We start from the raw sequence: 22,726 nt of genomic DNA, 5'->3' as shown, positions 1-22,726 counted from the left end.
GGGCGCATGGGGCGGGACGGCGACTGGACGGTGCGGCTGGCCGGGCCGCTGTCGGTGACGCGGGACGGCCGGCCCTTGGACGAGACCGGGATCGGCAGCCGCAAGGCCCGCAGCGTCCTGGCGCTGCTGGCGCTCGACGCGCCCGCGGCCGTGCCGGTCGACCGGCTGGTGGAGGCGGTCTGGCCGGACGGGGCGCCGCGCCGCCCGGCAGAGAACCTGGCCACGATGGTGAGCCGGCTCCGGGCCGCCCTCGACCCGGCCGTCGTGCTCAGCGTCGCGGGCGGGTACCGGCTCGGCGACCGGGTCGCGGTCGACCTGGCCGAGGCGGCCGTCCTCGTCCGGACCGGGCAGGACCGGCTCGGCGCGGGGGAGCCCGCGCCGGCGCTGGCCACGGCCCGGCGGGCGCTGGAGCTGCTGGGCACCGGAGCGGTGCTCACCGACCAGCCCGGCGCCGAGTGGGCGGCGCCGGCCCGGGCCGACGCGGCTCGGCTGCTCCGGCTCGCGCGGCACACGGCCGCGGCCGCCGCCCTCGCCCTCTCCGATCCCTTGACCACGCTCCCGCGCGCCGCCGCCGACGGCGCGGTCATGGTCGCGGGGGCGGCGGTGGCGGCGGATCCGCTGGACGAGGCCGGGTCGCGGCTGCTGATGCGGGCGTACTGGCAGGCGGGCGAGCCCGCCCGCGCCCTGGCCGAGTACGCCCGGCTGCGGGCCGCGCTGGCCGCCGAGCTCGGCGCCGACCCGGCCCCGGAGACCCAGGCCCTGCACGCGGCGCTGCTGCGCGGCGAGCCACCGCCGAGCGCACCGGAAGCCCGCGCGTCCCGCCGGCGCCGGGCGTCGGAGACCGGTCCGCTGGTGGGCCGCGAGTCCGAGCGCCGGGTGCTGGCCGGGCTCTGGTCGGCGGCGACCGCGGGCGAACCGGGGTTCGTGCTCATGACCGGGGCGGCCGGCATCGGCAAGACCCGGCTCGCGGCCGAGCTCGTCACGCTGGCCGCGGCGACCGGCGGACGGGTGCTGCAGGCGCGCTGTTACGGCACCGAGCGGTCGTTGTTCCTGCAGCCGCTGGCCGACGCGGTCCGGCCGGTCGTCACCGGCCTGCCGCCGGACGTGCTGGCCGAGCTGGCCGGGTCCGACCCGGCCGCCCTGGCGGTGGTGGTGCCGGAGCTGAGCGAGGTGCTCGGCCCGTTCGAGCACGCCCCGGATCTCCGGTTGCGGCGGTCCTTCGCCGTGCTGGCCGGGTTCCTGCGCCGGCTGGCCGGGCGCGGACCGGTGCTGCTCGTCCTGGACGACATCCAGGAGTCCAGCATCGAGACCGTCGAGTTCCTGCACCACCTGGCCCGGCACGCGCGCGGCGTGCCGCTGCTGGTCCTCGTGGTCGGGCGGACGGGGGAGTCCGACGAGGTCGCCGACCAGCTGGCCGACGTCCTGGCCCGGCTGGAGGTGGCGCCGCTGACGCCGGCCGCGGTGGCCGAGCTGGCGGCGGATGCGGGCCGGGCGGAGCTGGCCGGTGAGCTCTACCGGCTGACCCGCGGCCACACGCTGTTCGTGGTGGAGACGCTGCGCGGGCTGCGGGCCGGGGAGCCGGGCGTCCCCCGCTCGCTGCGGGACGCGGTCGTCGGCCGGGTCCGCCGACTCGGCCCGGAGACCGAGGAGGCGTTGCGGGCGGCCTCGGTGCTGGTGCCGCCGTTCGACCCGGCCACGGTCGCGGGCCTGCTGGGCATCCCCGCCCCCGAGTCGGTCCGGCGGTGCGAACGGGCCCTGCGCGCGGGGCTGCTCGCGGTCACCGGCGACGCGTACGAGTTCGCCAACGACGTCGTGCAGGAGGTGCTGCTGGGAACCACCCCCGCCCCGACCCGGGTGCACCACCACCGCCGGGCCGCGGACCTGCTCGCCGACCGGCCCGAGGCGGCCGCCAACCACGCCGCCCGCGCCGGCGAGTCGATGCGCGCGGCCCGGGCCTGGCTGCGGGCGGCCGAGGACTCGCTGCGGCACTGGGCCGCGCCGGACGCGGAGGCCTTCCTGGAGCGCGCGCTGCACGTGGTGTCCACTGTGGACGAACCCGGCCGGGCCGAGCTGGCCGGCCGGCTGTACCTGACCCGGGGCCGGGCCCGGGAGGTGCGCGGCGCGTTCGAGGACGCCTGGGCCGACCACGAGCAGGCGGTCGCGCTGGCCCGGGAGGCCGGCGACCAGCGGCTGGAGATGGCCGCGCTGCGCCAGCTCGGCGGCGACGTGCTGGTCGGGCGGGGCCGCGGGATCGAGCAGTGCGTGTCCTACCTGGAGGCCGGCGTCCGGATCGCGCACGGGCTGGGGGACCGGGTCAGCGAGGCCGACCTGCTGGCCCGGCTGGCGGTCGTCTCGGTCAACCGGCTGCGCTTCGACCTCGGCGTCCGGCACGGCACGGCCGCCCTCGCGACCGCACGCGCCACCGCCGACCCGGCCGCCCTGGCCGCCGCGCTGGACGGCCTGAAGACCGCGTACGCGTACCTCGGCGACCTCGCCCGGCTGGCGCCCGTCCTGGCCGAGCTGGAGCCGCTGCTGCGGGCGCAGGGCGACCTGTGGCGGCTGCAGTGGACGGTGCTGGAGTCCGCGTTCCCGGCCGTCGCGGTCGGCGACTGGGACGCCGCCCTGGACCGGATCGCGGCCGGGCGGGCGCTCAACCGGCGCAGCCGCTTCGGCGCGTACGAGGCCTGGTTCGTGGTGCACGCCGGCTGGGTGCAGCGGCTGCGCGGGCGGCCGGCCGAGGCGGTCGCGGCCGGCCGGGAGGCGGTCGAGCTGGCCGCGCGCGAGGGCGGCAGCCATCCCTGGTGGCCCGCGGCCGCGCACGCGTTCCTGGGCACGACGCTGCTGGCCGGCGGCGACCGGGCGGCCGCGGTACGGGAGCTGGAGACCACGCTGCGGATCACCGTGGACGCCGGCGCGGACGCGTACCTGCTGCGGGGGCTGGCCCCGCTGGCCGAGGCGACCGGCGACCGGGTCCTGCTGGCCCGGGCCGACCGGCTGCTGGCGGGGGTGACCGCACCGGCCGGCGCGGCCTGGCTGCTCGGCGCGGACGCCTACCTGGCGGTGGCCCGGGCCTGGCTGGCCGCGGGCGAGCCGGACCGGGCCCAGGCCGTCCTGGACCGGCTGCTGCCGGCCGCGTCCGGCTGGCCCGTCCTCGTCGCGCTGGCGGCCGAGGTCGCGGCCGAGGTGGCGACCGCCCGCGGCGACGAGCCCACCGCCCGGCAGTGCGCCGCGCTGGCCGCGGTCCTCGCCGCCCGCTACGGCGTGGCCCTGCGCGGTCAGCAGAGCTCGGCCAGCATCCCCGCCGCCCGCGCGGCGGCGCCGGGATCGACCGGCAGGTAGTCGACCTCGCGGCCGATCTCGGCCGCGATCGCCGCGGCCAGCTCGTCCGGCGTGGTCTGCTCGTAGTCCAGCCGCCGGCCGGCCCGGTGGCGCTCCAGCCGGTGTCGCACGTGGACGGTCTGCTCGAAGTGGTTGCGCAGCGGCACGTAGAGAAACGGCCGGCGGCAGGCGGTCAGCTCCATCGTGGTGGACAGTCCACCTTGGACGATCGCCAGGTCGCTCGCGGCCAGGTGCCGGTAGAGGTCGGGCACGTAGCCGCGGACCTCCAGCCCGGGCGCGGCCGGCACCGACGCCGGGTCGATCCGTGGCCCGGTGACCAGGACCGTACGCAGCCCCGGCACCAGCGCCCGCGCGGCCGGCTGGGCTGCCGCGACCCGGCGCAGCAGCGCGCCGCCGACCCCGGACCCGCCGACCGCGACCACGCACACCTGCTCGTCCGGCCCGTACCCGAGCTCGGCCCGCAGCGCGTCCCGGTCGGCGACCTCGGCCGGGTCGAACCCGGTGACGTGGCCGGCGAAGTCGAAGTGCGCGCGGGTCCATTCCGGGATGCCCGGCAGCCCCGGCCCGAGCGGCCGCGGGACCAGGTCGCCCGGGTCGCCGACGAACACCGACCGGTCCCGCAGCCGCGGGAACCGGGCGACCTGCTCGACCATCTCGGCGTTGTAGTCGGCGGTGAGGGTGTCCTCGTCCGAGGACCCGACCGGCAGCCAGCCGACGAAGTCGGTCAGCCAGGCGTACGGCGCGGTCTTCAGCTCCGGGTTCTCGTGCAGGAAGTGGTCCAGGTCCCAGGCCTCGTCGCCGATCCAGAGGTCGTACGGCTCGGACTCGACCAGGTCGGCGAAGACCATGAAGTTCGCGACCAGGATCTCGTCCATCCGCCGGATCGCCCCGAACGCGTGCAGGTCGTGCTCGCCGGCCTCGGCCTCGATGTGGGCGGACTCGGCGGCCAGGACGGCCGAGGCCGGGTGTACCCGCTCGCCGTGCCGCCGCAGCACCTCGGTGACCGGGTGCTGGGCCAGCCAGTCGATCTGCAGCCCGGGCCGGGCCCGGCGCAGCTCGCGGGCGATCGCGACGTCGCGGGCGGCGTGCCCGAGCCCGATCGGCGAGCTGAGGAACAGCGCCCGCCGGGGCCGGTCCAGCGGCCGGGTCCAGCGCCGGGCCGCCGCGCCCGGGAGCATCTCCCGGATCAGCCGGTTCACGACCACCGGCTCCCGGGCCGGGGCCAGGTGGCCGGCGCCGGCCAGCGTCACGAGCCGGCCGCCGGTCAGCTCGGCGGCCAGGGAACTGCGCTCGATCGGCTGGCACCGGTCCGCCTCGCCGTGGACGGTGAGCACGGGGCAGCGGACCCGGGCCAGCAGGGCCTCGGTCTCCTCCCGGGTCGGGGCCACCCGCGCGGAGGTCGCCTGCAGGATCAGCGTCTCCGGCGTGGTCCCCAGGGCCCAGCCCACGGCGTCCTCGTACTGCTTGGACGAGTGCGGTTCGGACAGCAGCTGGTCGAAGAAGAACTCCACGAAGCCGCGGTAGTCCCGCAGCCAGAAGTGCCGGTTGTCCTTGGCCCAGCCCTCCTCGGTGTCCAGCGGCTCGGCCCAGGCGAAGCGCGCCCGCTCCGGGAGCGTCGGGGTCAGCGTCGACAGCTGCGGGGCGAAGGCCACGACGGCGTCGGCCCGGTCCGGGTGCCGGGCCGCGGTCAGCAGGCTCAGCCAGCCGCTCCAGCACAGCCCGACCAGCACCGCCGAGCCGATCCCGGTCTCGTCCATGACCGCGATCGTGTCCGCGACCGACTGGGCGTCGCCGTACGCGTCCACAGTGGACGGACGGTCGGACCGGCCGTTGCCGCGCGGGTCGATCGTCACCACCCGCGCGTGCCGGGCCAGGTACGGCACCTGGGCCTTCCAGACCCGGGAGTGCACGATCGGGTCGACCGGCGGGAAGACGACGGCCTGCTGGCCCCGGCCGAACACCTCGTACCCGACCTTGACGCCGTCGCGCTCGACGAACCCCTCGACGGCCGGCTCCAGTGCCCGCACGGCCACCCCCCTCGGTCCGCGACCAGCATCCCCGCGGTCATTGCAGCCCGGTTGCAATCCGCCTGCAAGGCCCGTGCGGATCCTCCTGATCGACCGAGGACGACGAGAGGACGACAGGATGACTGTGGACGAGGGCAGGCTCACCGAGTTCCTGGGCCGGTTCGTGGGGGACCTGGGCGCGACGGTGGCCGCCGGCGCGGTGGTGCTCGGCGACCGGCTCGGGCTCTACCGGGCCCTGGCCGAGGGTCCGGCCACGGCCGGCGAGCTGGCCGGCCGCACCGGCACCGACACCCGGTACGTGACCGAGTGGCTGCGCGGGCAGGCCGCCGGCGGGTACGTCACGTACGACCCCGAGGGGGACCGGTACGCGCTGACCGAGGAGCAGGCGTTCGCGCTCACCGACCCGGACGGGCCGGTGTTCCTGCCCGGCGCGTTCCAGCTGGCGCTGGGTGCCCTGCGGGCCGCGCCGCGGATCGAGGACGCCTTCCGGTCCGGCGCCGGGATGGGCTGGAACGAGCAGGACGAGGACGTCTTCGACGGCTGCGAGCGGTTCTTCCGGCCCGGGTACGCGGCCAGCCTCACCTCGGCCTGGATCCCGGCCCTGGACGGGGTCGAGGCCAAGCTGGGCGCCGGGGCGTCGGTGGCCGACGTGGGCTGTGGGCACGGGGCCTCCACGGTGCTGCTGGCCCAGGCGTACCCGGCCAGCCGGTTCGCCGGGTCCGACTACCACGGCGGGTCGATCGAGCGGGCCCGCAAACGCGCGTCCGAGGCCGGGGTGGCCGAGCGGGCCACCTTCGCCGTCGCCGGGGCCCAGGACTTCCCGGGCACCGGCTACGACCTGGTGACCACCTTCGACTGCCTGCACGACATGGGCGACCCGGTCGGCGCCGCCCGGCACATCGGCCAGGCGCTGGCCCCGGACGGGACCTGGCTGATCGTCGAGCCGGCCGCGGCCGACACCGTGGCCGGCAACCTCAACCCGGTCGGCCGGGTCTACTACTCGTTCTCCACGTTCCTGTGCGTGCCGAACGCGCGGTCCCAGCCGGGCGGGTTCGCGCTCGGCGCACAGGCCGGCGAGGCGGCGATCCGCCAGGTCGTCACCGACGCCGGCTTCACCCGCTTCCGCCGCGCCGCCGAGACCCCGTTCAACCTCGTGTACGAGGCCCGCCGCTAGGGACGATCCGGTAGGTGAGGTGGGTGACGAGGTCGTTGCCGGTGACCGAGACCGGCTCCAGGTCGGTGTCCCCGACGCCGGTGAACAGCCGTTCGCCGGCGCCGAGGATGGCCGGGACGACGTGCAGCCGCAGCTCGTCGATCAGCCCGGCGGCCAGGTACTGGTTGACCGTCGCGGCGCCGCCGGCGATCGCCACCGCGCGGTCGCCGGCGGCGGCCCGGGCCTGCGCCAGCGCGGCGTCGATCCCGTCGGTGACGAAGGTGATCGTCGTCCCGCCCTTCATGACCAGCGGCTCGCGCGGGTGGTGGGTCAGCACGAAGACCGGCCCGTGGTACGGCGGCTCCTCGCCCCACCAGCCGGTCCAGTCCAGGTCCCACCCGCCCCGGCCGGGGCCGAACATGTTGCGCCCCATCACGTACGCCCCGGCCGCGGTGATCGCGGCGATCTCGGCCGCGTTGCGGTCGGGCTGCTCGAACATCCACCGGTGCAGCCGGCCGCGCGGCCCGTCCCCGAACGGCTCGTCCAGCCGCTGGTGGAGGCCGGCGACGTACCCGTCGACGGACATCGCCATGTCGCAGGTGACCGTGGTCATCGGTTGCTCCCTCGTCCCGCCGGCGCCGATCGCCGGTTCCGGCCCCTGGTCGGAGCCGGTCGCCGGTTCTCGACATCGGCATCCGGCCGAGATCGGGAAGTCCACCCCGGCCGGGGCGACGTCCGGCGGTCCCGGCCGGATGGCGGTCCGGACAGAGGTCCGTCCGGACGCCCGATTGGGGCCGACCGATGCAGGGTGGGTCAATCGCCCCCGCGCGCGGTCTACGGGTGCGACAGTGACTTCGGGCGTGACACACCACAGCTTCGGGGGCCTCGGATGCCGAGAGTGAAGGACCGCCGGGTCGTCCGCGCGATCCGGGTGCTCATCGTGGATGATCACCGCACCTTCGCCGAGATGCTCGCGCTGGCGCTCGGCGCGGAGGCCGACTTCGAGTGCGTGGGCACGGCCGGCGGCAGCCTGGCCGCGGTCGAGCTCGCCGGCCGGCTCCGCCCCGACATGATCGTGATGGACATCCAGCTCGGCCCGGACAGCGGGCTGAACGCGGCCCGCACGATCCGGGCCACGCTGCCGGACTCCATCCTCGTGGTCGTCTCCGCGCACGACGGCCCGGAGTGGGTGGTCCGCGCGGCCCGGGCCGGGGCCAACGCGTTCGTACCGAAGACCGGTTCGCTGCCGCAGATGCTCTCGACGCTGCGGCGGGCCCGGCCGGGCTCGACGCTGGTCGCGCCGTCGCTGTTCGGGCTGCTGCCGCGGACGGCTCCGGACGCCGCGGACGCGCCGGAGAAGCTGACCGCCCGGGAGCTGGAGGTGCTCGGCCTGATGGGCCAGGGCATGGCCCCGGACGCGATCGCGCATCTGCTCAACATCAGCGTCAACACCTGCCGCAGCTACGTGAAGACGATCCACGCCCGGCTCGGCGTGCGGTCCCAGCTCGAGGCCGTCGTGGAGGCGCACCGGCTCGGGCTCATCGAGGTGGCGAGCGGGCGATAGGCCGATGCGCGGGCCGAGCACCGTCCGGCGGGCCATCGTCGCCCTCGCGATGACAGCGCTGCTGGCGTTCGCGTTCGTGGGGACCGCGGCCACGCTGGTGGCCCGGAACATCGCCGAGGACCAGGCGCTGGCGGAGTCGGTCCGCAGCGCCAGCTCCGTCGCCAACGTGCTGTTCGCGCCGGCGATGATCGCGGTCTTCGCCGGCGACACCAAGGCCCGGTCCCGCCTCGACGCCGCGGTCCGCATCCGCGGCCGGGAGGGCGCGATCATCCGGGTCAAGGTCTGGGACGACGACGGGCTCGTCCGCTACTCCGACGACCCCGGCACCGCCGGCCGGAAGTATGCCTTCCATCCCGACGTGCAGCGGGTCTTCGACGGCCACCGCGGCCTCGCGCACCTCTCCGACCTGGCCGACCCCGAGAACGACACCGAGGCCGGTCTCGGCCGGCTGGTCGAGGCGTACGTGCCGCTGCTTCTGGACGACGGCCGCCGGCTCGTGCTGGAGGTCTACTCGACCACCGACCGGGTCGACACGGCCAAGGCCGAGCTGGTGGAACGGCTCGTCCCGGCCGCGCTGATCGCGTTGCTGGTGCTCGTCGTGGCCCAGCTGCCGGTCTCGGTCTGGCTGGTACGCCGGGTCGGCCGGTCCCAGGAGGAGCGCAGCCGGCTGCTGCGCAGCGCGCTCACCGCCTCGGACCGGGAACGGCGCACGATCGCCCGGGACCTGCACGACAGCGTGGTCCAGGACCTCACCGGGGCCAGCTACGCGCTCGGCGCGCTCAACGGTCCACTCGGGACGGACCTGCCACCCCGGGCCCGCAGCATCCTGCACGACGTGTCCACTGTGGTCGGTGGCGCGATCGGCGGCCTGCGGGCGCTCCTGGTGGACATCTACCCGCCGGAGCTGACCCGCTCCGGCCTCGGGGTCGCCATCGACGACCTGGCCGCCGACCTGGACCAGGTCGAGGTGTCGGTCCGGACCGAGCTGGCCGCGGACCCGTCCCGGGAGGTCGCCGCGACCGTCTACCGCGGCGCCCGGGAGGCGCTGGTCAACGTCGGCAAGCACGCCGGCGCCCGGCACGCCTGGGTGGAGCTGACCGGCGACGCCTCCGCCGTACGGCTGCGGGTCTGGGACGACGGGCACGGCCTGCCCGCCGGCGCGGTGGCCGAGCGGGACGGTCACCTGGGGCTGCGGCTGCTGCGGGACGCGGCCACCGACCTCGGCGGCGGCCTGCACGTCGGCCCCGGTCCCGCGGGCGGTCTCGAGGTCGTGCTCGACCTCCCCACGGCGCCGCTGTAGTACCGGCTCACGGCGAGCACAGCTGCCAGCCGCGCAGGATCCGCAGGTGCACGGCCTGGGTCTGCGGCGCCGGGTCGACGCCGAGCTCGTCGGCCAGCAGCCGGCGGCACCGGTCGTACTCGCGCAGCGCGGCCGAGGTCTCGCCCAGCCCGGCGTAGCCGGCCATCAGCAGCCGGCTGGCCCGCTCGCTGTACGGGTTGCCCGCCAGCACCCGGCGGGCGAAGTCCACGGCTTCGGCCGGCAGCCCCAGCGCGGCCACCGCTTCGGCCCCGTCGCAGAGCAGGCCCTGCCGGATCGCGTCCAGCGAGCGCCGCTCGGAGACGACCCAGTCCGCCCCGTCGTCGTGGGCCCGCAGTTCGCCGCGGTAGAGGGCGTCCGCCTCCTGCGCGGCCATCGCCGCGGCCGTCGTGTCGCCGGCCTGCAGGAAGTGCCGGGTCCGGTTGGCCAGCGTGCGGAAGCCGGCGACGTCGACACGGGCGCCGTGCAGCCGCAGCCCGCCGAACTCGCGCTCCAGGGCGTCGCGGCCGAGCACCTGCCGGATCCGGAAGGTCGCCGTCCGCAGGCTCGACTGCGCCCGGGAATGCTCGGAGTCCGGCCAGAGCGAGGCCTGCAGGTCGTCCACCGGCGTCGGCCGCCCCACGGTCAACGCCAGCATCCGCAGCAGGTCCAGGGTCTTGCCGGTCTTCCACTCGCGCCCATCGACGGCGCTCCCGTCGGGCCGGTGCACCTCCAGCGCGCCGAGCAGGCGTATCTCGATCAGTCGTCCCGTCGTCGTGGGTAGAGCCTCGACGATCGCGGTCATCCCCATTCCCCCCCAGGATTCGGGCCGGCCCCACCAGACCGGCGCCAAAGTGGACGTTAGCAACGCACCGGACGTGCCCTCGGCCCCCAATACCGGGGGTCGGCCGCCGCCACGCCCGCTTTCAGCGGGCATTTCACGGCCGGTTGACGCACCAGCCGGACAGTCCCGGCGACTCGCGTCGTCCCTCGGCGCGCGGGTTGCCGGTGTCCGCCCTCGCGGACGCCGGGCCAGCGGTAGCGGCAATTCGATGGGGGCGACGGTGCTCACGAGAAAACGGCTCACCGCGGCATTCGCGGTACTGGCCACGACGATCGGCTTGACGACGGTGGCCTTGACGCCGGCCGCGGTGGCGGCGCCGGCCCCGGTGGGCCAGGGGTTCACGGTGACCGCGTCCGACCTGGCGTTCATCCTGAAACAGATCAAGATCTCCGAGCGGCACGCGGCGACGGAGACGCCCGCGAACCCGTGCGGCACGCTCGTCGGCCCGGCGGTGGACCAGATCCCCGACCGGCTGACCGCGTACGGGCTGCGGACGGTGGACGGGTCCTGCAACAACCTGTTCCCCGGCCGCGAGACCTTCGCCGCCGCCGACCAGCCCTTCCCGCGGTTGACCACGCCGGTGTTCAAGTCGGCCGAGTCGACGCCGCCGGGCTTCGGCCCGCCCGGGCCGTCGAGCTACGCGCAGAAGAAGGGCAACGTCTTCGACTCGCAGCCGCGGGTGATCTCGAACCTCATCGTCGACCAGACCTCGACGAACCCGGCCGCGGTGGCGGCAGCCGCCTTCCCGGTCCGCACCCAGGGCAACCCGGGGCTGTTCCCGTGCACGACGGACCCGGATCCGCTGGCGGATCCGCCGGTCGACGGCGTGCCGGCCAACTGCGTGCCCTCGCACCAGACGCTGTTCATCCCGAACGTGACCACCGACGTCGGCCTCTCGCCGCCGTACAACTCGATCTTCACGTTCTTCGGGCAGTTCTTCGACCACGGCGTCGACCAGACCGTGAAGAGCGGCGCGACCGTGTTCGTCCCGCTGCGGGCGGACGACCCGCTGATCGCCGGCCCGGACCACGTCCTCGGCAACGCCGACGACCTGCCGGCGCAGCTGCGGTTCATGGTGCTCACCCGGGCGCAGAACCAGCCCGGTCCGGACGGCGTGATCGGTGACGACCCCGCGACGCCGGCCGACGAGAGCGCCGACGACATCCAGAACGCCAACAACACCGACAGCCCCTGGGTCGACCAGAGCCAGACCTACACCTCCCACCCCTCGCACCAGGTCTTCCTGCGCGAGTACGTGAACAACACCGACGGTCGCCCGGTCTCCACCGGAAAGCTGCTCGGTGGCCAGGGCACCGCGGCCACCGGCATGGCCACCTGGGCCTCGGTCAAGGCGCAGGCGGCGAGCCTGCTCGGACTGCAGCTGGTCGACGCCGACGTGCTCAACATCCCGATGATCGCGACCGACCCGTACGGCAAGTTCCTGCCGGGTCCGCTGCGCGGGCTGCCGCAGTACGTCACCGCGACCGGCCTGGTCGAGGGCGACACCGCCAGCCCCGTGCTGGTGCCGGCGAACGCATTGCACTTCGACACGCCGTTCCTGACCGACATCGCGCACAACGCCGACCCGAGCCCGGCCGACGCCGACCACAACCCGGCGACGCCGCCGACCGCGCCGGTCCCGGACGCCGACACCACGGCCTCCGCGGACTTCGCCAACCAGCCGCCGGGCACGTACGACGACGAGATGCTCAACGCGCACTTCATCGCCGGTGACGGTCGGGTCAACGAGAACATCGCGCTGTCCTCCGTGCACCAGATCTTCCACTCCGAGCACGACCGGCTGGTCGGCGACATCAAGAACACGCTGACCAACGACACCTCCGCAGCCGGCGTGGCCGCGCTGGCGCAGTGGAAGCTCGTCGCCGGCGCCGGCGGCTGGAACGGCGAGCGGCTGTTCCAGGCGGCCCGGTTCGTGACCGAGATGGAGTACCAGCACCTGGTGTTCGAGGAGTTCGCGCGCAAGGTGCAGCCGGGCGTGCGGCCGTTCCACATCTACAGCCCGGACATCAACCCGGCCATCAAGGCCGAGTTCGCGCACGCGGTCTACCGCTTCGGCCACTCGATGCTCGACGACACCGTGGCCCGGACCAACGTCAACGGCACGGACAACTCCGTCCCGCTGCTGACCGCGTTCCTCAACCCACCCGAGTACTTCAACGGCGGCGGGGTCGGGCACCTGACGCCTGAGGCCGCGGCCGGCAGCATCCTGATGGGATCCTCCAACCAGGTCGGCAACGAGCTCGACGAGTTCGTCACCGAGACGCTGCGGAACAACCTGCTGGGCCTTCCGCTGGACCTGCCGACCCTGAACATGACCCGGGCCCGGGAGGCGGGCGTCCCCTCGCTGAACTCGGTGCGGCGCGAGATCCACGCCGACACCAACGACGGTCAGCTGGCGCCGTACACGAGCTGGGCCGACTTCGGGCAGAACATCAAGCACCCCGAGTCGCTCATCAACTTCGTGGCTGCGTACGGCACTCACCCGAGCATCACCTCGCAGACCACGCTGGCGGGCAAGCGGGCGGCGGCCAAGGCGATCGTCGACCCGGCCACGGCGCCGGCGTCCGACCCGTCGACCATCCCGGCCGACGCGGCGGACTTCATGTTCGGCGCGGGCACCTGGGAGAACGCCGCGGGCGGCGTGACCACGACCGGTCTCGACGACGTCGACCTCTGGGTCGGCGGCCTGGCCGAGATCACCAACCTCTTCGGCGGTCTGCTCGGCAGCACGTTCAACTACGTGTTCCAGACCCAGCTGGAGAACCTGCAGGACGGTGACCGGCTCTACTACCTGAACCGGACGCCGGGCATGAACCTGCGCACACAGCTGGAGGGCAACTCGTTCGCCGAGCTGATCGAGCGCAACACCGACGGCACCGACTCGTTGAAGGCCGACGTGTTCGGCACCGCCGACTGCAAGTTCCAGCTGGCCAACCTGGCCGGCACGCCCGCCGGCTGGGCCGCGAACGGTCCGAACGTGACCGACGACCCGTCCACCGAGTGCAAGGAGAACCTGCTGCTGCTGCGCAAGCCGGACGGCACCATCCAGTACAAGCAGATCAACACCGTCGACCCGCCCGGCATCAACGGCCAGGCCGTCTACAACGGGACTGACGGGGTGGACCGCGTCTGGGGCGGCAACGACAACGACACCTTCTGGGGTGGCGACGGCAACGACATCATCGAGGGCAACGGCGGCGACGACGTCGCGCTCGGCGGCGACGGCAACGACATCGTGACCGACCTCTCCGGCGCGGACGTGGAGAAGGGCGGTCCGGGCAACGACGCCCTCGACGGCGGCATCGGTGACGACATCTTCATGGGCGGCGACGGAAAGGACTTCATCAACGGCGGCGCGAACGACAACGAGACCTTCGCCGGGCCGGGGGATGACTTCATCATCGCCGGTCAGGGTGCGGACGCCGTCCAGGGCGACGGCGGCGACGACTGGATCCAGGGTGGCTCCGGTCAGGACCTGCTGATCGGTGACCACAGCGCGCCGTTCTTCGACGACCCGGGCCAGGTCGCTCCCGGCAACGACGTGTTCGTCGGTCAGGTCGGCGAGAACGACTACGACACCGAGGGCGGCGACGACCTGATGGCGCAGAACGCGGCCGTCGACCGCAACGCCGGCTCCGGTGGCTTCGACTGGGCCTTCCACCAGTACGACACGGTCGGCGGCGACGACGACATGAAGATCAACAACAACCTCGTCGGCCTGCCGCTGCCGATCATCGTCAACCGGGACCGGTGGCAGGAGACCGAGGCCGACTCCGGCAGTGCGTTCAACGACGTGATCCGGGGCGACGACGAGGTGCCCAGCACCGTCGGCGGCGGCGGCTTCACCGGCTGCGACGTCCTCGACCAGGCCGGCCTGGACCGGATCGCCGGACTGTCCACTGTGGTCGGACCGCTGACCGGCGCGCTGGCGCCGGTGGTGGCGGCGTCCGCGACCGGCTCGTGCCCGCTGTCCGGGCCGATCTGGGGTGAGGGCAACATCCTCATCGGCGGCGGCGGCAGCGACACGATCGAGGGCCGCGGCGGCGACGACATCATCGACGGGGACAGGTTCCTCTCGGCGCGGATCAGCGTGCGGACCAACGCGGCCGACCCGGCCACCGAGATCGGCAGCGCGGACCTCATGGAGCACCAGTACCTGCGGACCCCGGCGGGCGCCCTGACCGGCCCGACGCTGCAGGCCGCTGTCTTCGCCGGCACGGTCGACGCGGGCAACCTCGTCATCGTCCGGGAGATCCTGAGCCCGCCGGCCGCGGACGCGGCGTCCACCGACACCGCGGTCTTCTCCGGGCCGCGCGCCAACTACACGATCACCACCGTGAACGGCGCCCTGGTGGTCAACCAGACCGGCGCGAACGTGGTCGGCCAGAAGATCACCGACGGCATCGACACCCTGCGCAACGTCGAGGCCCTGCGGTTCACCGACCAGACCGTCAGCGTCCGGACGCCGGCCGCTCCGGTCATCGGTGTCGCGACCGCCTCGGCCGGCTCGGTCACGGCCAACTGGACCGCTCCGCCGGCCAACGGCGGACCGGTCGTCACCGGCTACGAGCTGGTCATCAGCTCCAACGGTGCGGTCGTCCGTACGGTCACCGGAATCGCGCGGACGGCGGGCACCCGGGCCGTCACCGGACTGACCAACGGGGTGACGTACACGGTCCAGGTCCGGGCGCTGAACGCGTTCGGCGCGGGCCCGCTGTCGGCACCGTCCAACGCGGTCACCCCGGCCGGTCTGCCGGGCGCGCCGACCGCCGTCGTCGCCCTGCGCGGCAACGGCCAGGCCGACGTGTCCTGGACGGCGCCGGCGAGCACCGGTGGCCTGCCGATCACCGGCTACGTGGTCCAGGTCCGGACCGGGACGACCGTGCAGCGCACGGTCGTGCTCACCGGCACCGCCACGTCGACGACGATCACCGGGCTCACCAACGGCACCGCGGTCAACTTCCGGGTCCAGGCGGTCACCGCCGTCGGGGCCGGGGCGTTGTCCACGCAGTCCAACGCGGTCACCCCGGCCGCGGTCCCGGGAGCGCCGGTCATCCTGGCGCCCGCCCAGGGCCCGGCGGGTGGAGCGCTCACCGCGGTCGCCAACTGGAACGCCCCGGCATCCGCCGGTGGCGCGGCGATCACGAACTACCGCGTCACCGCCTACCGGATGGCGGCTGACGGCACGACCGTGACCGGCACGCCCACCCAGGCGATCGTGGGGGCGGCGATCCGGACGCGAGCGTTCACCCTGCCGGCCGGTTCGTACCGGTTCGACGTGGTCGCGATCAACTCCGTCGGCGACAGCCTGCCGTCGGCGCGATCGGCCATCGTGGCACCGCGCTAGTCGCGGTCGGACCGAGCCTGCACCCCGTCCCCGTCCCCTCCGGGGCGGGGTGCAGTGCTCTCCAGCTCCCGGAGGGGAAGATGACCCGCACGATCGGCGGTCTGCTGGCTGTTCTCGCGCTGGCCGGGCTGGTGGGATGCCAGGCGGCGCCGGCCGACCCGGCCGCGGCGCCGACGCCCGCGGCCACGTCGGCCACAGGTCCGTCGGCCACAGGTCCGTCGGCCACGGGTCCGTCGGCCGGTTCGGGCGCCGGTTCGGCTCCCGCCGGCCCGGCCGGGCCGCGGCCGGGTGGCGTGATCCCGGACAGCGCGTTCGCGGGTCACCGGCCGTTCACCGGGCCGGCGGTCGAGGTGTACGGACAGGCCGCGCTGCTGGCCGCGTACAAGGAGATGGTGACGTTCGCGTTCGAGGCCGGCTGGAGCCCGGTCCTGATCCGCAAGGACGACACCCGACTGTCCACTTCGGACCTGAACGGCATCCGGTCGTACCTGACGGCGGCCCGGCGGGCGTTCCTGGACGCGACGTTCGCCCGGGTGGTCCGGTCCGACCGGGCCGCGATCCGGACCCTGGAGGACGTCGCGTTCTTCGGCATCACCGGGGCCGGCGGGCTCACCCCGGTCCCGGCCGGGAACGTCGTCACCGGCCGCCGCTTCACCGAGGCCGCGGTCGCGGTCGCGCCGAAGGACCGGCTCACCCTGTCCTTCGCGGCCAAGGCGAACATCCAGCTGCAGAACACCGCCGGCCACCGGTACGAGCTGCCCACCGGCCGGACGCTGCGCTACACCCTGGTCCGCAACACCGGCCCGACCCGCGCCGCCCGCCCGTTCCTGGTCGACTCCTGGACGATCGCCGTCTCCGTCCGCCGCCCCGAGGCCGCCCCGCCGTCCGGCTGAACTGTCGGAGGTGCGCGCTAGGTTCGCGCGCATGGTCGAGGCGCGGGCGCTCAACCGGGCGACGCTGGCGCGGCAGCTGCTGCTGCGGCGGGAGCGGCTGGACGTGGTCGGGGCGGTGCGCCGGATCGTGGCGCTGCAGGCGCAGGAGCCGGCCTCGCCGTACCTGGCGCTGTGGAACCGGGTGGCCGGGTTCGACCCGGCCGAGCTGGACACGGCGTTCGCGGACCACGCGGTGGTCAAGGCGACGCTGATGCGGATCACGCTGCACGCGGTCGTGGCCGAGGACTACGCGGCGTTCCAGGCCGCGATGGTGCGCTCGCTGCGGGCGTCCCGGCTCGGCGACGGCCGCTTCCTCGACACCGGGCTGTCGGCGGCCGAGGCGGACGCGCTGGTCCCGCACCTGCTGGAGTTCGCCGCGCAGCCGCGGACCGTCCCCGAGATCGAGGCGGTGCTGCACCGGCACTCCGGCCTCGACGAGCCGCACAAGCGCGTCTGGTGGGCCCTGAAGACGTACGCGCCGGTGTCGCACGCGCCGACCGGCGGGCCGTGGTCGTTCGGCCCGCGGGCGTCCTACGTCGCGGCCCGGCACCACGTGCCGGCCGAGCGCGAGGAGAGCCTGCGGCGGCTGGTCCGGCGCTACCTGGAGGGGTTCGGGCCGGCCTCCCCGGCGGACATCGCGCAGTTCACGTTGCTCACCCGGCGGGTCGCGCGGGAGACGCTGGCGGCGCTGGGGGAGGAGGTCGAGCAGCTGCCGGGCACGGACCTCTTCGACGTCCCGGGCGCGCCGCGGCCGGCGCCGGACACCCCGGCGCCGCCGCGGCTGCTGGCGATGTGGGACAGCATCCTGCTCGCGTACGCCGACCGCAGCCGGGTCATCCCGCCCGAGTTCCGCAAGGTGGTGATCCGGAACAACGGCGACGTGCTGCCGACGCTGCTCGTGGACGGGTACGTCGCCGGGGTGTGGCGCCCGGCCGAGGGCGGCATCGAGGCGACCGCGTTCCGGGCACTGTCCGAAGAGGACTGGGCCGGCCTCGCCGCCGAGGCCAGTGCGCTGACGGCCTTCCTGGCCGGCCGCGAGCCGGCGGTCTACCGGCGCTACCGGCACTGGTGGTCCACGCTCCCCGCCGCGGACGTCCGCCGCCTCCCCGGCTAGACAAGCCTCTGCGGCTAGACGTGCTCTCCGGCTAGACGTGCCTCCCTGGTAGACGTGCCTCTCCGGCGGACCCGACTTGCCGGCTAGACCGGCGCAGCCGCGGTCACCAGCTGGTTCAGGACGAGCCGGGTCTTGGTCTCGGTGACCGCGTCGATGTCCAGGCCGGCCGCCCGCGCGTACGACTCGAGGGTCGCCCGGGCCGCGACGGCCTCGTCCAGGGCGGCGACCGTCGACAGCTCGAGGAAGTCCAGCGGGCCCGCGATCCAGCGCTCGGCCTGGATCTCGATGCCCCGAGCGGTGTAGTCGGGCCACCGGGTCGCGTCGACCGGCGGCAGCACGCTGACGGCCGCGAGGTTCACCCGCGCGACGGCGCAGTCGGCCAGGAACTGCCGTTGCCCGGCGGTGAAGAGCGTCTCGACCGGACCGGCGGGATCCAGCCCGTCGCGGTCGGCACTGACGGACACGGCGAGCACGTGCCGGTCCCCGGCCCAATCGGCCTGGATCTTGACGCCGTCCTCCTTGCCCGCGGCCAGCCAGCGGTCGGTCAGCTGCGAGCGGCGGCAGGGCCGCAGCTTCGCGGTGGAGTCGGGCCCCTTCGCCCCGCGCCGCCGGAACCGCAGCACGATCCCGGCGTCCAGCAGCGGGGTCCGCGTCGGCAGCCCCGTCGTCAGGTCCTCGAAGAAGTAGATCTCCCACTGCTCCGGCTCGGCCGGGAGGCCGAGCGCGCCGATCGCCCGCGGCACCTGCTCCGCCGCGACGGTCATCTTGATCTCGGCCGTCTCCCGCGCCATCCCGCACCCCCGTCGACGAACCTCCAGTCTCGGCCCGGAACGCGCCGCCGGCGCACCGTTGCCCCCGACGCTGCCCGCAGAGGCAGGGCCGGGATAGCGTTCGGGGGTGGCTGAGGAGACGGTGGCGCTGACGCCGGACGCGTTCGTGACGACCGGGACCGAGCGCGAGGTGCTGGCCGGTTTCCTGGAGCTCTACCGCGGCATCGTGGTCCGCAAGCTGGCCGGCCTGAGCGAGCAGGACGCCCGGCAGTCGCTGGTGTCCTCACCGACCACGCTGCTCGGGCTGGTCAAGCACCTCGCGTCGGTGGAACGGGAGTGGTTCCAGCAGATCCTCGGCCGGCGACCGGCGGCCGAGCTCGGCCTGCCGCTGCCGGGCGACGGCTTCACGCTCGATCCGGCCGACACGGTCGCGAGCGTGACGGCCGACTACGAGCGGGCCTGCGCGGAGTCCCGGGCGGCGGTCGAGGGCCGGGAGCTGGACGAGGTGGTCCCGCAGGACTACCTCGGCTCGGTCTCCCTGCGCTGGATCCACGTGCACATGATCGAGGAGACCTCGCGGCACGCCGGGCACGCCGACATCCTGCGCGAGCAGACCGACGGCTCGATCGGGTTCGACTGAGCCGTGGCCGTGCTGGGGCCGACCGGGATCGAGGTCGGGGACGTGATCTTCGGCGCCGGGAGCATCGGCGGGTTCGGGTCCTCGCCGGCGACCCGGGGCTGGGGTCTGGACGCCGAGGCGGGACGGCGCCGGCTGGACGAGGCCGCCGCCCGCGGGATCCGGCTGATCGACACCGCCGACGCGTACGGCGGGGGCGAGAGCGAGCGCGTCGTCGGCGCCTGGCGGCCCGGCCACGACCAGCTGATCGCGACCAAGGTCGGCAACGTCGTCGGGGCCGACCGGCGCGGCGTCGACCTGTCGGCCGCGCACATCCGTCGTCAGCTGCGCACCAGCCTGGACCGGCTCGGCCGCGTCGACCTCTACCTGACCCACCAGCCCGACCCGGCCACCCCGCCGGAGGAGACCCTGGAGACGCTGGCGGGGCTGGTCACCGACGGCACCATCCGCGCCTACGGGTGCTGCAACGTCGACGCGCCCGAGCTGGAACGGCTGCTGGCCGCCGCCGACCGGATGGGCGTCCAACGCCCGGGCTGGCTGCAGAACTCGTTCAACCTGCTCGACCGGGGCGACGAGCGCGAGCTGCTGCCGTTGCTGCGGGCCGAGGGCCTGGGCTACACGCCGTACTCACCGCTGGCCGGCGGGATGCTGTCCGACCGCTATCTCGACGGTGCTGAACCGGCCCCGCGCAGCCGGCTCGCCGCCGGGGGAGTGGACTACGTGCACGCCGCCGACGTCCGGTGCCGGGTGCGGCGGCTGGCGGCGATCGCCCGGGAACACGGGGTCTCCACCGCCGCCCTGGCCCTGTCCTGGCTGCGCCGGCACCCGGCCGTGACCGCCGTCATCGTCGCGCCCAGCACCGAAGCCCAGTGGCAGGCGGTCGACGACATGGTCGACCTCGACGACGCGGCCGCGGCCGCGATCGGAGCACTTTAGACAGTCGCGTGTGGACGGAGGGCGCGGCGGACCTCGGCCGGGGTGGTGCCGTGGTGCCGGCGCAGCAGCGAGCGCAGCGTGCCGACGTTGCGGTAGCCGACCGCGGTGGTGATCGAGTGCAGGCTGCGGTCGGTGGTCCGCAGCAGGTGCAGCGCCTGGTCGGCCCGGATGTGGTGCACCAGCTGGATCGGGGACATGCCGAGCTCCGCCGCGGTGGCCCGCTGCAGGCTGCGTTCGCTGACCCCGACCGCCCGCGCCGCCCGGCTGATCTGGATGGGCTCGTCGAGGTGCTCCCGCACCCAGGTCTCGTACGCGGTGAGCACCGGGTCGGGCCGGGTCAGCACCGCCGGCACCACGAACGCCGACTGCAGCGAGCGCGGCGTCGCGACCAGGTAGCGGGCGACCAGCTCGGCCAGCGCCGGGCTGCTGCCCGCCACCACCGACAGGGCCAGGTCGATGTGCGCGAACGCGGCCCCGGCGGTGGTGAGCGTGCCGGCCCGGGCCAGGATCCGGGTCTCGTCCAGCTCGACGGCCGGGTAGCGCTTGCGGAACGCGGAACCCAGCCACCAGCTGGTGGTGGCCGGCCCGCCGTCGAGCAGGCCGGCCTCGCCGAGCAGGAACGTCGCCGTGCAGGCCGCGGCCAGCGGCACCCGCTGCCCATGCAGGTCGGTCAGCCAGGCCAGCGCCGGATGCCGGCGCACGACGTCGACCAGGCCGGCCGGGTCCTTCTCGCCCAGCGCGGGGATGACGACCAGCTCGGGCCGCTCGGTCAGGGCGGCCAGCGGCGTGGTCGCCAGCCGCATCCCGTGCGTGGTCCGGACCTCGGCGCCGAGCCCGACCGGGGTGATCGTGAAGGTCGCCGCGTTGGGCAGCGTCCGGGCCAGCTCGGTCGCCGTGGCCAGCACGTCCAGCACGATGCTGAGCCCGGAGTCGAACACGCCGTCCACGGCGAAAACCGTCACGTTCATGTCGGGAACGGTACCGAAGATGGCGTATCCGCAACCGTCGTACGGCGATCGCCGGATCTACCGTCTGCGGAGTGATCATCCAACGACGAAGGATCCCCGCATGAGCGTGCAGTTCGGCCTGCTGGCCACCCTCGAAGCCAAGCCCGGCCGCGGCGACGACCTGGCCGAGTTCCTCCGGTCCGGCCGCGAGATCGCGGTCGCCGAGACCGGCACCGTGACCTGGTACGCGTTCAAGATCAGCGACACCACGTACGGGATCTTCGACACCTTCGAGGCCGAGGACGCCCGGCAGGCCCACCTCGGCGGGCAGATCCCGGCCGCGCTCGGCCAGGTCGCGGAGGACCTGCTCGCCGCCGACCCCGACATCAAGCTGATCGACATCGTCGCGGTCAAGTAGCCACCGGACGGCGACGGACCCGGGTCACCGGGGCCCGGGGTCCTCGCGTCCACCGTCGCCCGAGGCCTACGATGGAAACGGAGGATCCTCCGTTCTGTTGGCCATGAGAGGCGACGTATGAACCTGGGTGTGCACGTGTCCGACTTCACCTGGCCGGGCGGTCCGCAGACCATGGCGAAAGACCTGACCCGGATCGCGGCCGCGGCCGAGGACGCCGGCTTCGCCAAGCTCAGCGTGATGGACCACGTCTGGCAGATCGGCCACCTCGGCCCGCCGGAGCACGAGATGCTCGAGGCGTACACGACGCTCGGCTTCATCGCGGCGAACACCGAGCGGATGCTCCTGCACACGCTGGTCACCGGGGTCGTCTACCGCGAGCCCGGCCTGCTCGCCAAGGCCGTCAGCACCCTCGACGTCCTCTCCGGCGGGCGCGCCGGGCTCGGCATCGGGGCCGCATGGAACGAGGAGGAGTCGCGCGGGCTCGGCCTGCCCTTCCCGTCCACCTCCGAGCGCTTCGAGCGCCTGGAGGAGGCGCTGCAGATCTGCCTGCAGATGTGGGGCCCGGACGAGGCGCCCTTCGAGGGCACGCACTACCAGCTCGGCCGCACGCTGAACTCCCCGCAGAACCTCACCACGCCCCGGCCGCGGATCATGGTCGGCGGCGGTGGGGAGAAGAAGACGCTGCGCCTCGTCGCGAAGTACGCCGACGCCTGCAACCTCTTCGGCGGGCCCGACGTCACCCACAAGCTCGACGTCCTGCGCGCGCACTGCGAGCGGGAGGGGCGCGACTACGACGACATCGAGAAGACGACCACCGTCCACGTCGGCCCGTCCGCCGAACCGGGGAAGCTGCTCGAGGAGCTGCGCTCCCTGCACGAGCTCGGATTCACCGTCGCCTACATGATGGTCCAGGGCGTCGCGGAGCTGTCGCCGCTCGAGATGCTCGGCACCAGCGTCATCCCGGAGATCGCCACCTGGTGACCTCCTGGGGAAGAATGCGTACGCAAACAGGTACGCTCCCCCCATGAGGACGCCCGAGGTGCTGTCGTTCCGCGAGTTCCGGACCGGCCTCGCGGCCACCTTGAAGCGCGTCCAGGAGCCCGACAGCGGGCCGGTGTTCGTCGGCGCACACCGCAAGCCGGAGGCCGTCGTCCTGTCGGTGTCCCGCTACGAGGAGCTCGTCGAGGCGATCGAGCGGCGCGAGGCAGTAATGGAGGCGCTGGCATCCGTCCGGGCCGAGGGTCTCGAACCCGGCCCGGACGGCCTCTCGATGCTCGACGCCATCGCCGGGGGCCGGATGACCACGGCTGACGCCCGCGAGCGCACCCTGGCGCGCTATTCCAGGTGAGCTGGGATCCCTACCTCGACCTCCGGACAGGC

At 74.3% G+C, this 22,726-nt stretch carries 17 protein-coding genes; 12 read left to right on the top strand and 5 right to left on the bottom strand.

The window, feature by feature from the left end; genetic code table 11:
• The first annotated feature begins 6 nt into the window (after positions 1 to 6).
• A complete protein-coding gene (locus tag VGP36_07225) occupies positions 7 to 3,339 on the top strand; it encodes an AAA family ATPase (GenBank protein ID HEV7654514.1) in 3,333 nt (1,110 codons plus the stop codon).
• On the opposite strand, the gene VGP36_07220 is transcribed toward VGP36_07225, so the two are convergent.
• Positions 3,276 to 5,366, bottom strand: a complete 2,091-nt coding sequence (locus VGP36_07220; protein ID HEV7654513.1) for an alpha/beta fold hydrolase — start codon at positions 5,364 to 5,366, stop codon at positions 3,276 to 3,278. The two genes, VGP36_07225 and VGP36_07220, sit on opposite strands and share 64 nt — an antisense overlap.
• A 118-nt stretch (positions 5,367 to 5,484) precedes the next feature.
• On the opposite strand from VGP36_07220, the gene VGP36_07215 reads away from it, so the two are divergent.
• A complete protein-coding gene (locus VGP36_07215; protein HEV7654512.1) occupies positions 5,485 to 6,540 on the top strand; it encodes a methyltransferase domain-containing protein in 1,056 nt (351 codons plus the stop codon).
• Here the strand turns inward: VGP36_07215 and VGP36_07210 are convergent.
• Positions 6,512 to 7,132: a dihydrofolate reductase family protein gene (locus VGP36_07210; GenBank protein HEV7654511.1), complete on the bottom strand. Its 621-nt coding sequence runs from the start codon at positions 7,130 to 7,132 to the stop codon at positions 6,512 to 6,514. The genes VGP36_07215 and VGP36_07210 overlap by 29 nt on opposite strands.
• 285 nt (positions 7,133 to 7,417) lie before the next feature.
• Here VGP36_07210 and VGP36_07205 point away from each other — a divergent pair, with 285 nt between their 5' ends.
• Positions 7,418 to 8,083, top strand: a complete 666-nt coding sequence (locus tag VGP36_07205) for a response regulator transcription factor (protein ID HEV7654510.1) — start codon at positions 7,418 to 7,420, stop codon at positions 8,081 to 8,083.
• A 4-nt stretch (positions 8,084 to 8,087) separates the two neighbouring features.
• On the top strand, positions 8,088 to 9,383 hold the full coding sequence (locus VGP36_07200) for a histidine kinase (GenBank protein ID HEV7654509.1): 1,296 nt from the start codon (positions 8,088 to 8,090) through the stop codon (positions 9,381 to 9,383).
• A gap of 7 nt (positions 9,384 to 9,390) precedes the next feature.
• Here the strand turns inward: VGP36_07200 and VGP36_07195 are convergent, their stop codons facing one another.
• Complete coding sequence (locus VGP36_07195) at positions 9,391 to 10,185, bottom strand: BTAD domain-containing putative transcriptional regulator (GenBank protein ID HEV7654508.1); 795 nt, start codon at positions 10,183 to 10,185, stop codon at positions 9,391 to 9,393.
• Between the two features lie 247 nt (positions 10,186 to 10,432).
• Between VGP36_07195 and VGP36_07190 the strand changes: the two genes are divergently transcribed.
• The 3 genes from VGP36_07190 to VGP36_07180 all read left to right on the top strand — a co-directional run bounded on the left by VGP36_07190 (position 10,433) and on the right by VGP36_07180 (position 17,638).
• Positions 10,433 to 15,592 carry a peroxidase family protein gene (locus VGP36_07190; protein ID HEV7654507.1) on the top strand — a complete coding sequence of 1,720 codons (5,160 nt, stop codon included), beginning with the start codon at positions 10,433 to 10,435 and terminating at the stop codon, positions 15,590 to 15,592.
• An 80-nt stretch (positions 15,593 to 15,672) separates the two neighbouring features.
• Positions 15,673 to 16,485, top strand: a complete 813-nt coding sequence (locus VGP36_07185) for a hypothetical protein (protein ID HEV7654506.1) — start codon at positions 15,673 to 15,675, stop codon at positions 16,483 to 16,485.
• A 31-nt stretch (positions 16,486 to 16,516) separates the two neighbouring features.
• Positions 16,517 to 17,638, top strand: coding sequence for a winged helix DNA-binding domain-containing protein (locus tag VGP36_07180; protein HEV7654505.1), 1,122 nt, complete (start codon positions 16,517 to 16,519; stop codon positions 17,636 to 17,638).
• A gap of 83 nt (positions 17,639 to 17,721) precedes the next feature.
• On the opposite strand, the gene VGP36_07175 is transcribed toward VGP36_07180, so the two are convergent.
• Complete coding sequence (locus VGP36_07175; GenBank protein HEV7654504.1) at positions 17,722 to 18,429, bottom strand: hypothetical protein; 708 nt, start codon at positions 18,427 to 18,429, stop codon at positions 17,722 to 17,724.
• 106 nt (positions 18,430 to 18,535) lie between these two features.
• Here VGP36_07175 and VGP36_07170 point away from each other — a divergent pair, with 106 nt between their 5' ends.
• Positions 18,536 to 19,048: a DinB family protein gene (locus VGP36_07170; GenBank protein ID HEV7654503.1), complete on the top strand. Its 513-nt coding sequence runs from the start codon at positions 18,536 to 18,538 to the stop codon at positions 19,046 to 19,048.
• Between the two features lie 3 nt (positions 19,049 to 19,051).
• A complete protein-coding gene (locus VGP36_07165) occupies positions 19,052 to 19,981 on the top strand; it encodes an aldo/keto reductase (GenBank protein ID HEV7654502.1) in 930 nt (309 codons plus the stop codon).
• Here VGP36_07165 and VGP36_07160 read toward each other — a convergent pair.
• Positions 19,978 to 20,949, bottom strand: coding sequence for a helix-turn-helix domain-containing protein (locus VGP36_07160; GenBank protein HEV7654501.1), 972 nt, complete (start codon positions 20,947 to 20,949; stop codon positions 19,978 to 19,980). The two genes, VGP36_07165 and VGP36_07160, sit on opposite strands and share 4 nt — an antisense overlap.
• Before the next feature lie 100 nt (positions 20,950 to 21,049).
• Between VGP36_07160 and VGP36_07155 the strand changes: the two genes are divergently transcribed.
• The 3 genes from VGP36_07155 (at position 21,050) to VGP36_07145 (ending at position 22,694) form a co-directional block, all read left to right on the top strand.
• Positions 21,050 to 21,346 carry an antibiotic biosynthesis monooxygenase gene (locus VGP36_07155; protein ID HEV7654500.1) on the top strand — a complete coding sequence of 99 codons (297 nt, stop codon included), beginning with the start codon at positions 21,050 to 21,052 and terminating at the stop codon, positions 21,344 to 21,346.
• A gap of 117 nt (positions 21,347 to 21,463) precedes the next feature.
• Complete coding sequence (locus VGP36_07150) at positions 21,464 to 22,327, top strand: LLM class F420-dependent oxidoreductase (GenBank protein HEV7654499.1); 864 nt, start codon at positions 21,464 to 21,466, stop codon at positions 22,325 to 22,327.
• A gap of 43 nt (positions 22,328 to 22,370) precedes the next feature.
• A complete protein-coding gene (locus tag VGP36_07145; protein HEV7654498.1) occupies positions 22,371 to 22,694 on the top strand; it encodes a hypothetical protein in 324 nt (107 codons plus the stop codon).
• Positions 22,695 to 22,726 lie beyond the last annotated feature (32 nt).

The organism is Mycobacteriales bacterium (genome assembly GCA_035995165.1).
Taxonomy (GTDB): domain Bacteria; phylum Actinomycetota; class Actinomycetes; order Mycobacteriales; family CADCTP01; genus CADCTP01.
This window is presented reverse-complemented; position numbering and strand designations above follow the sequence as displayed.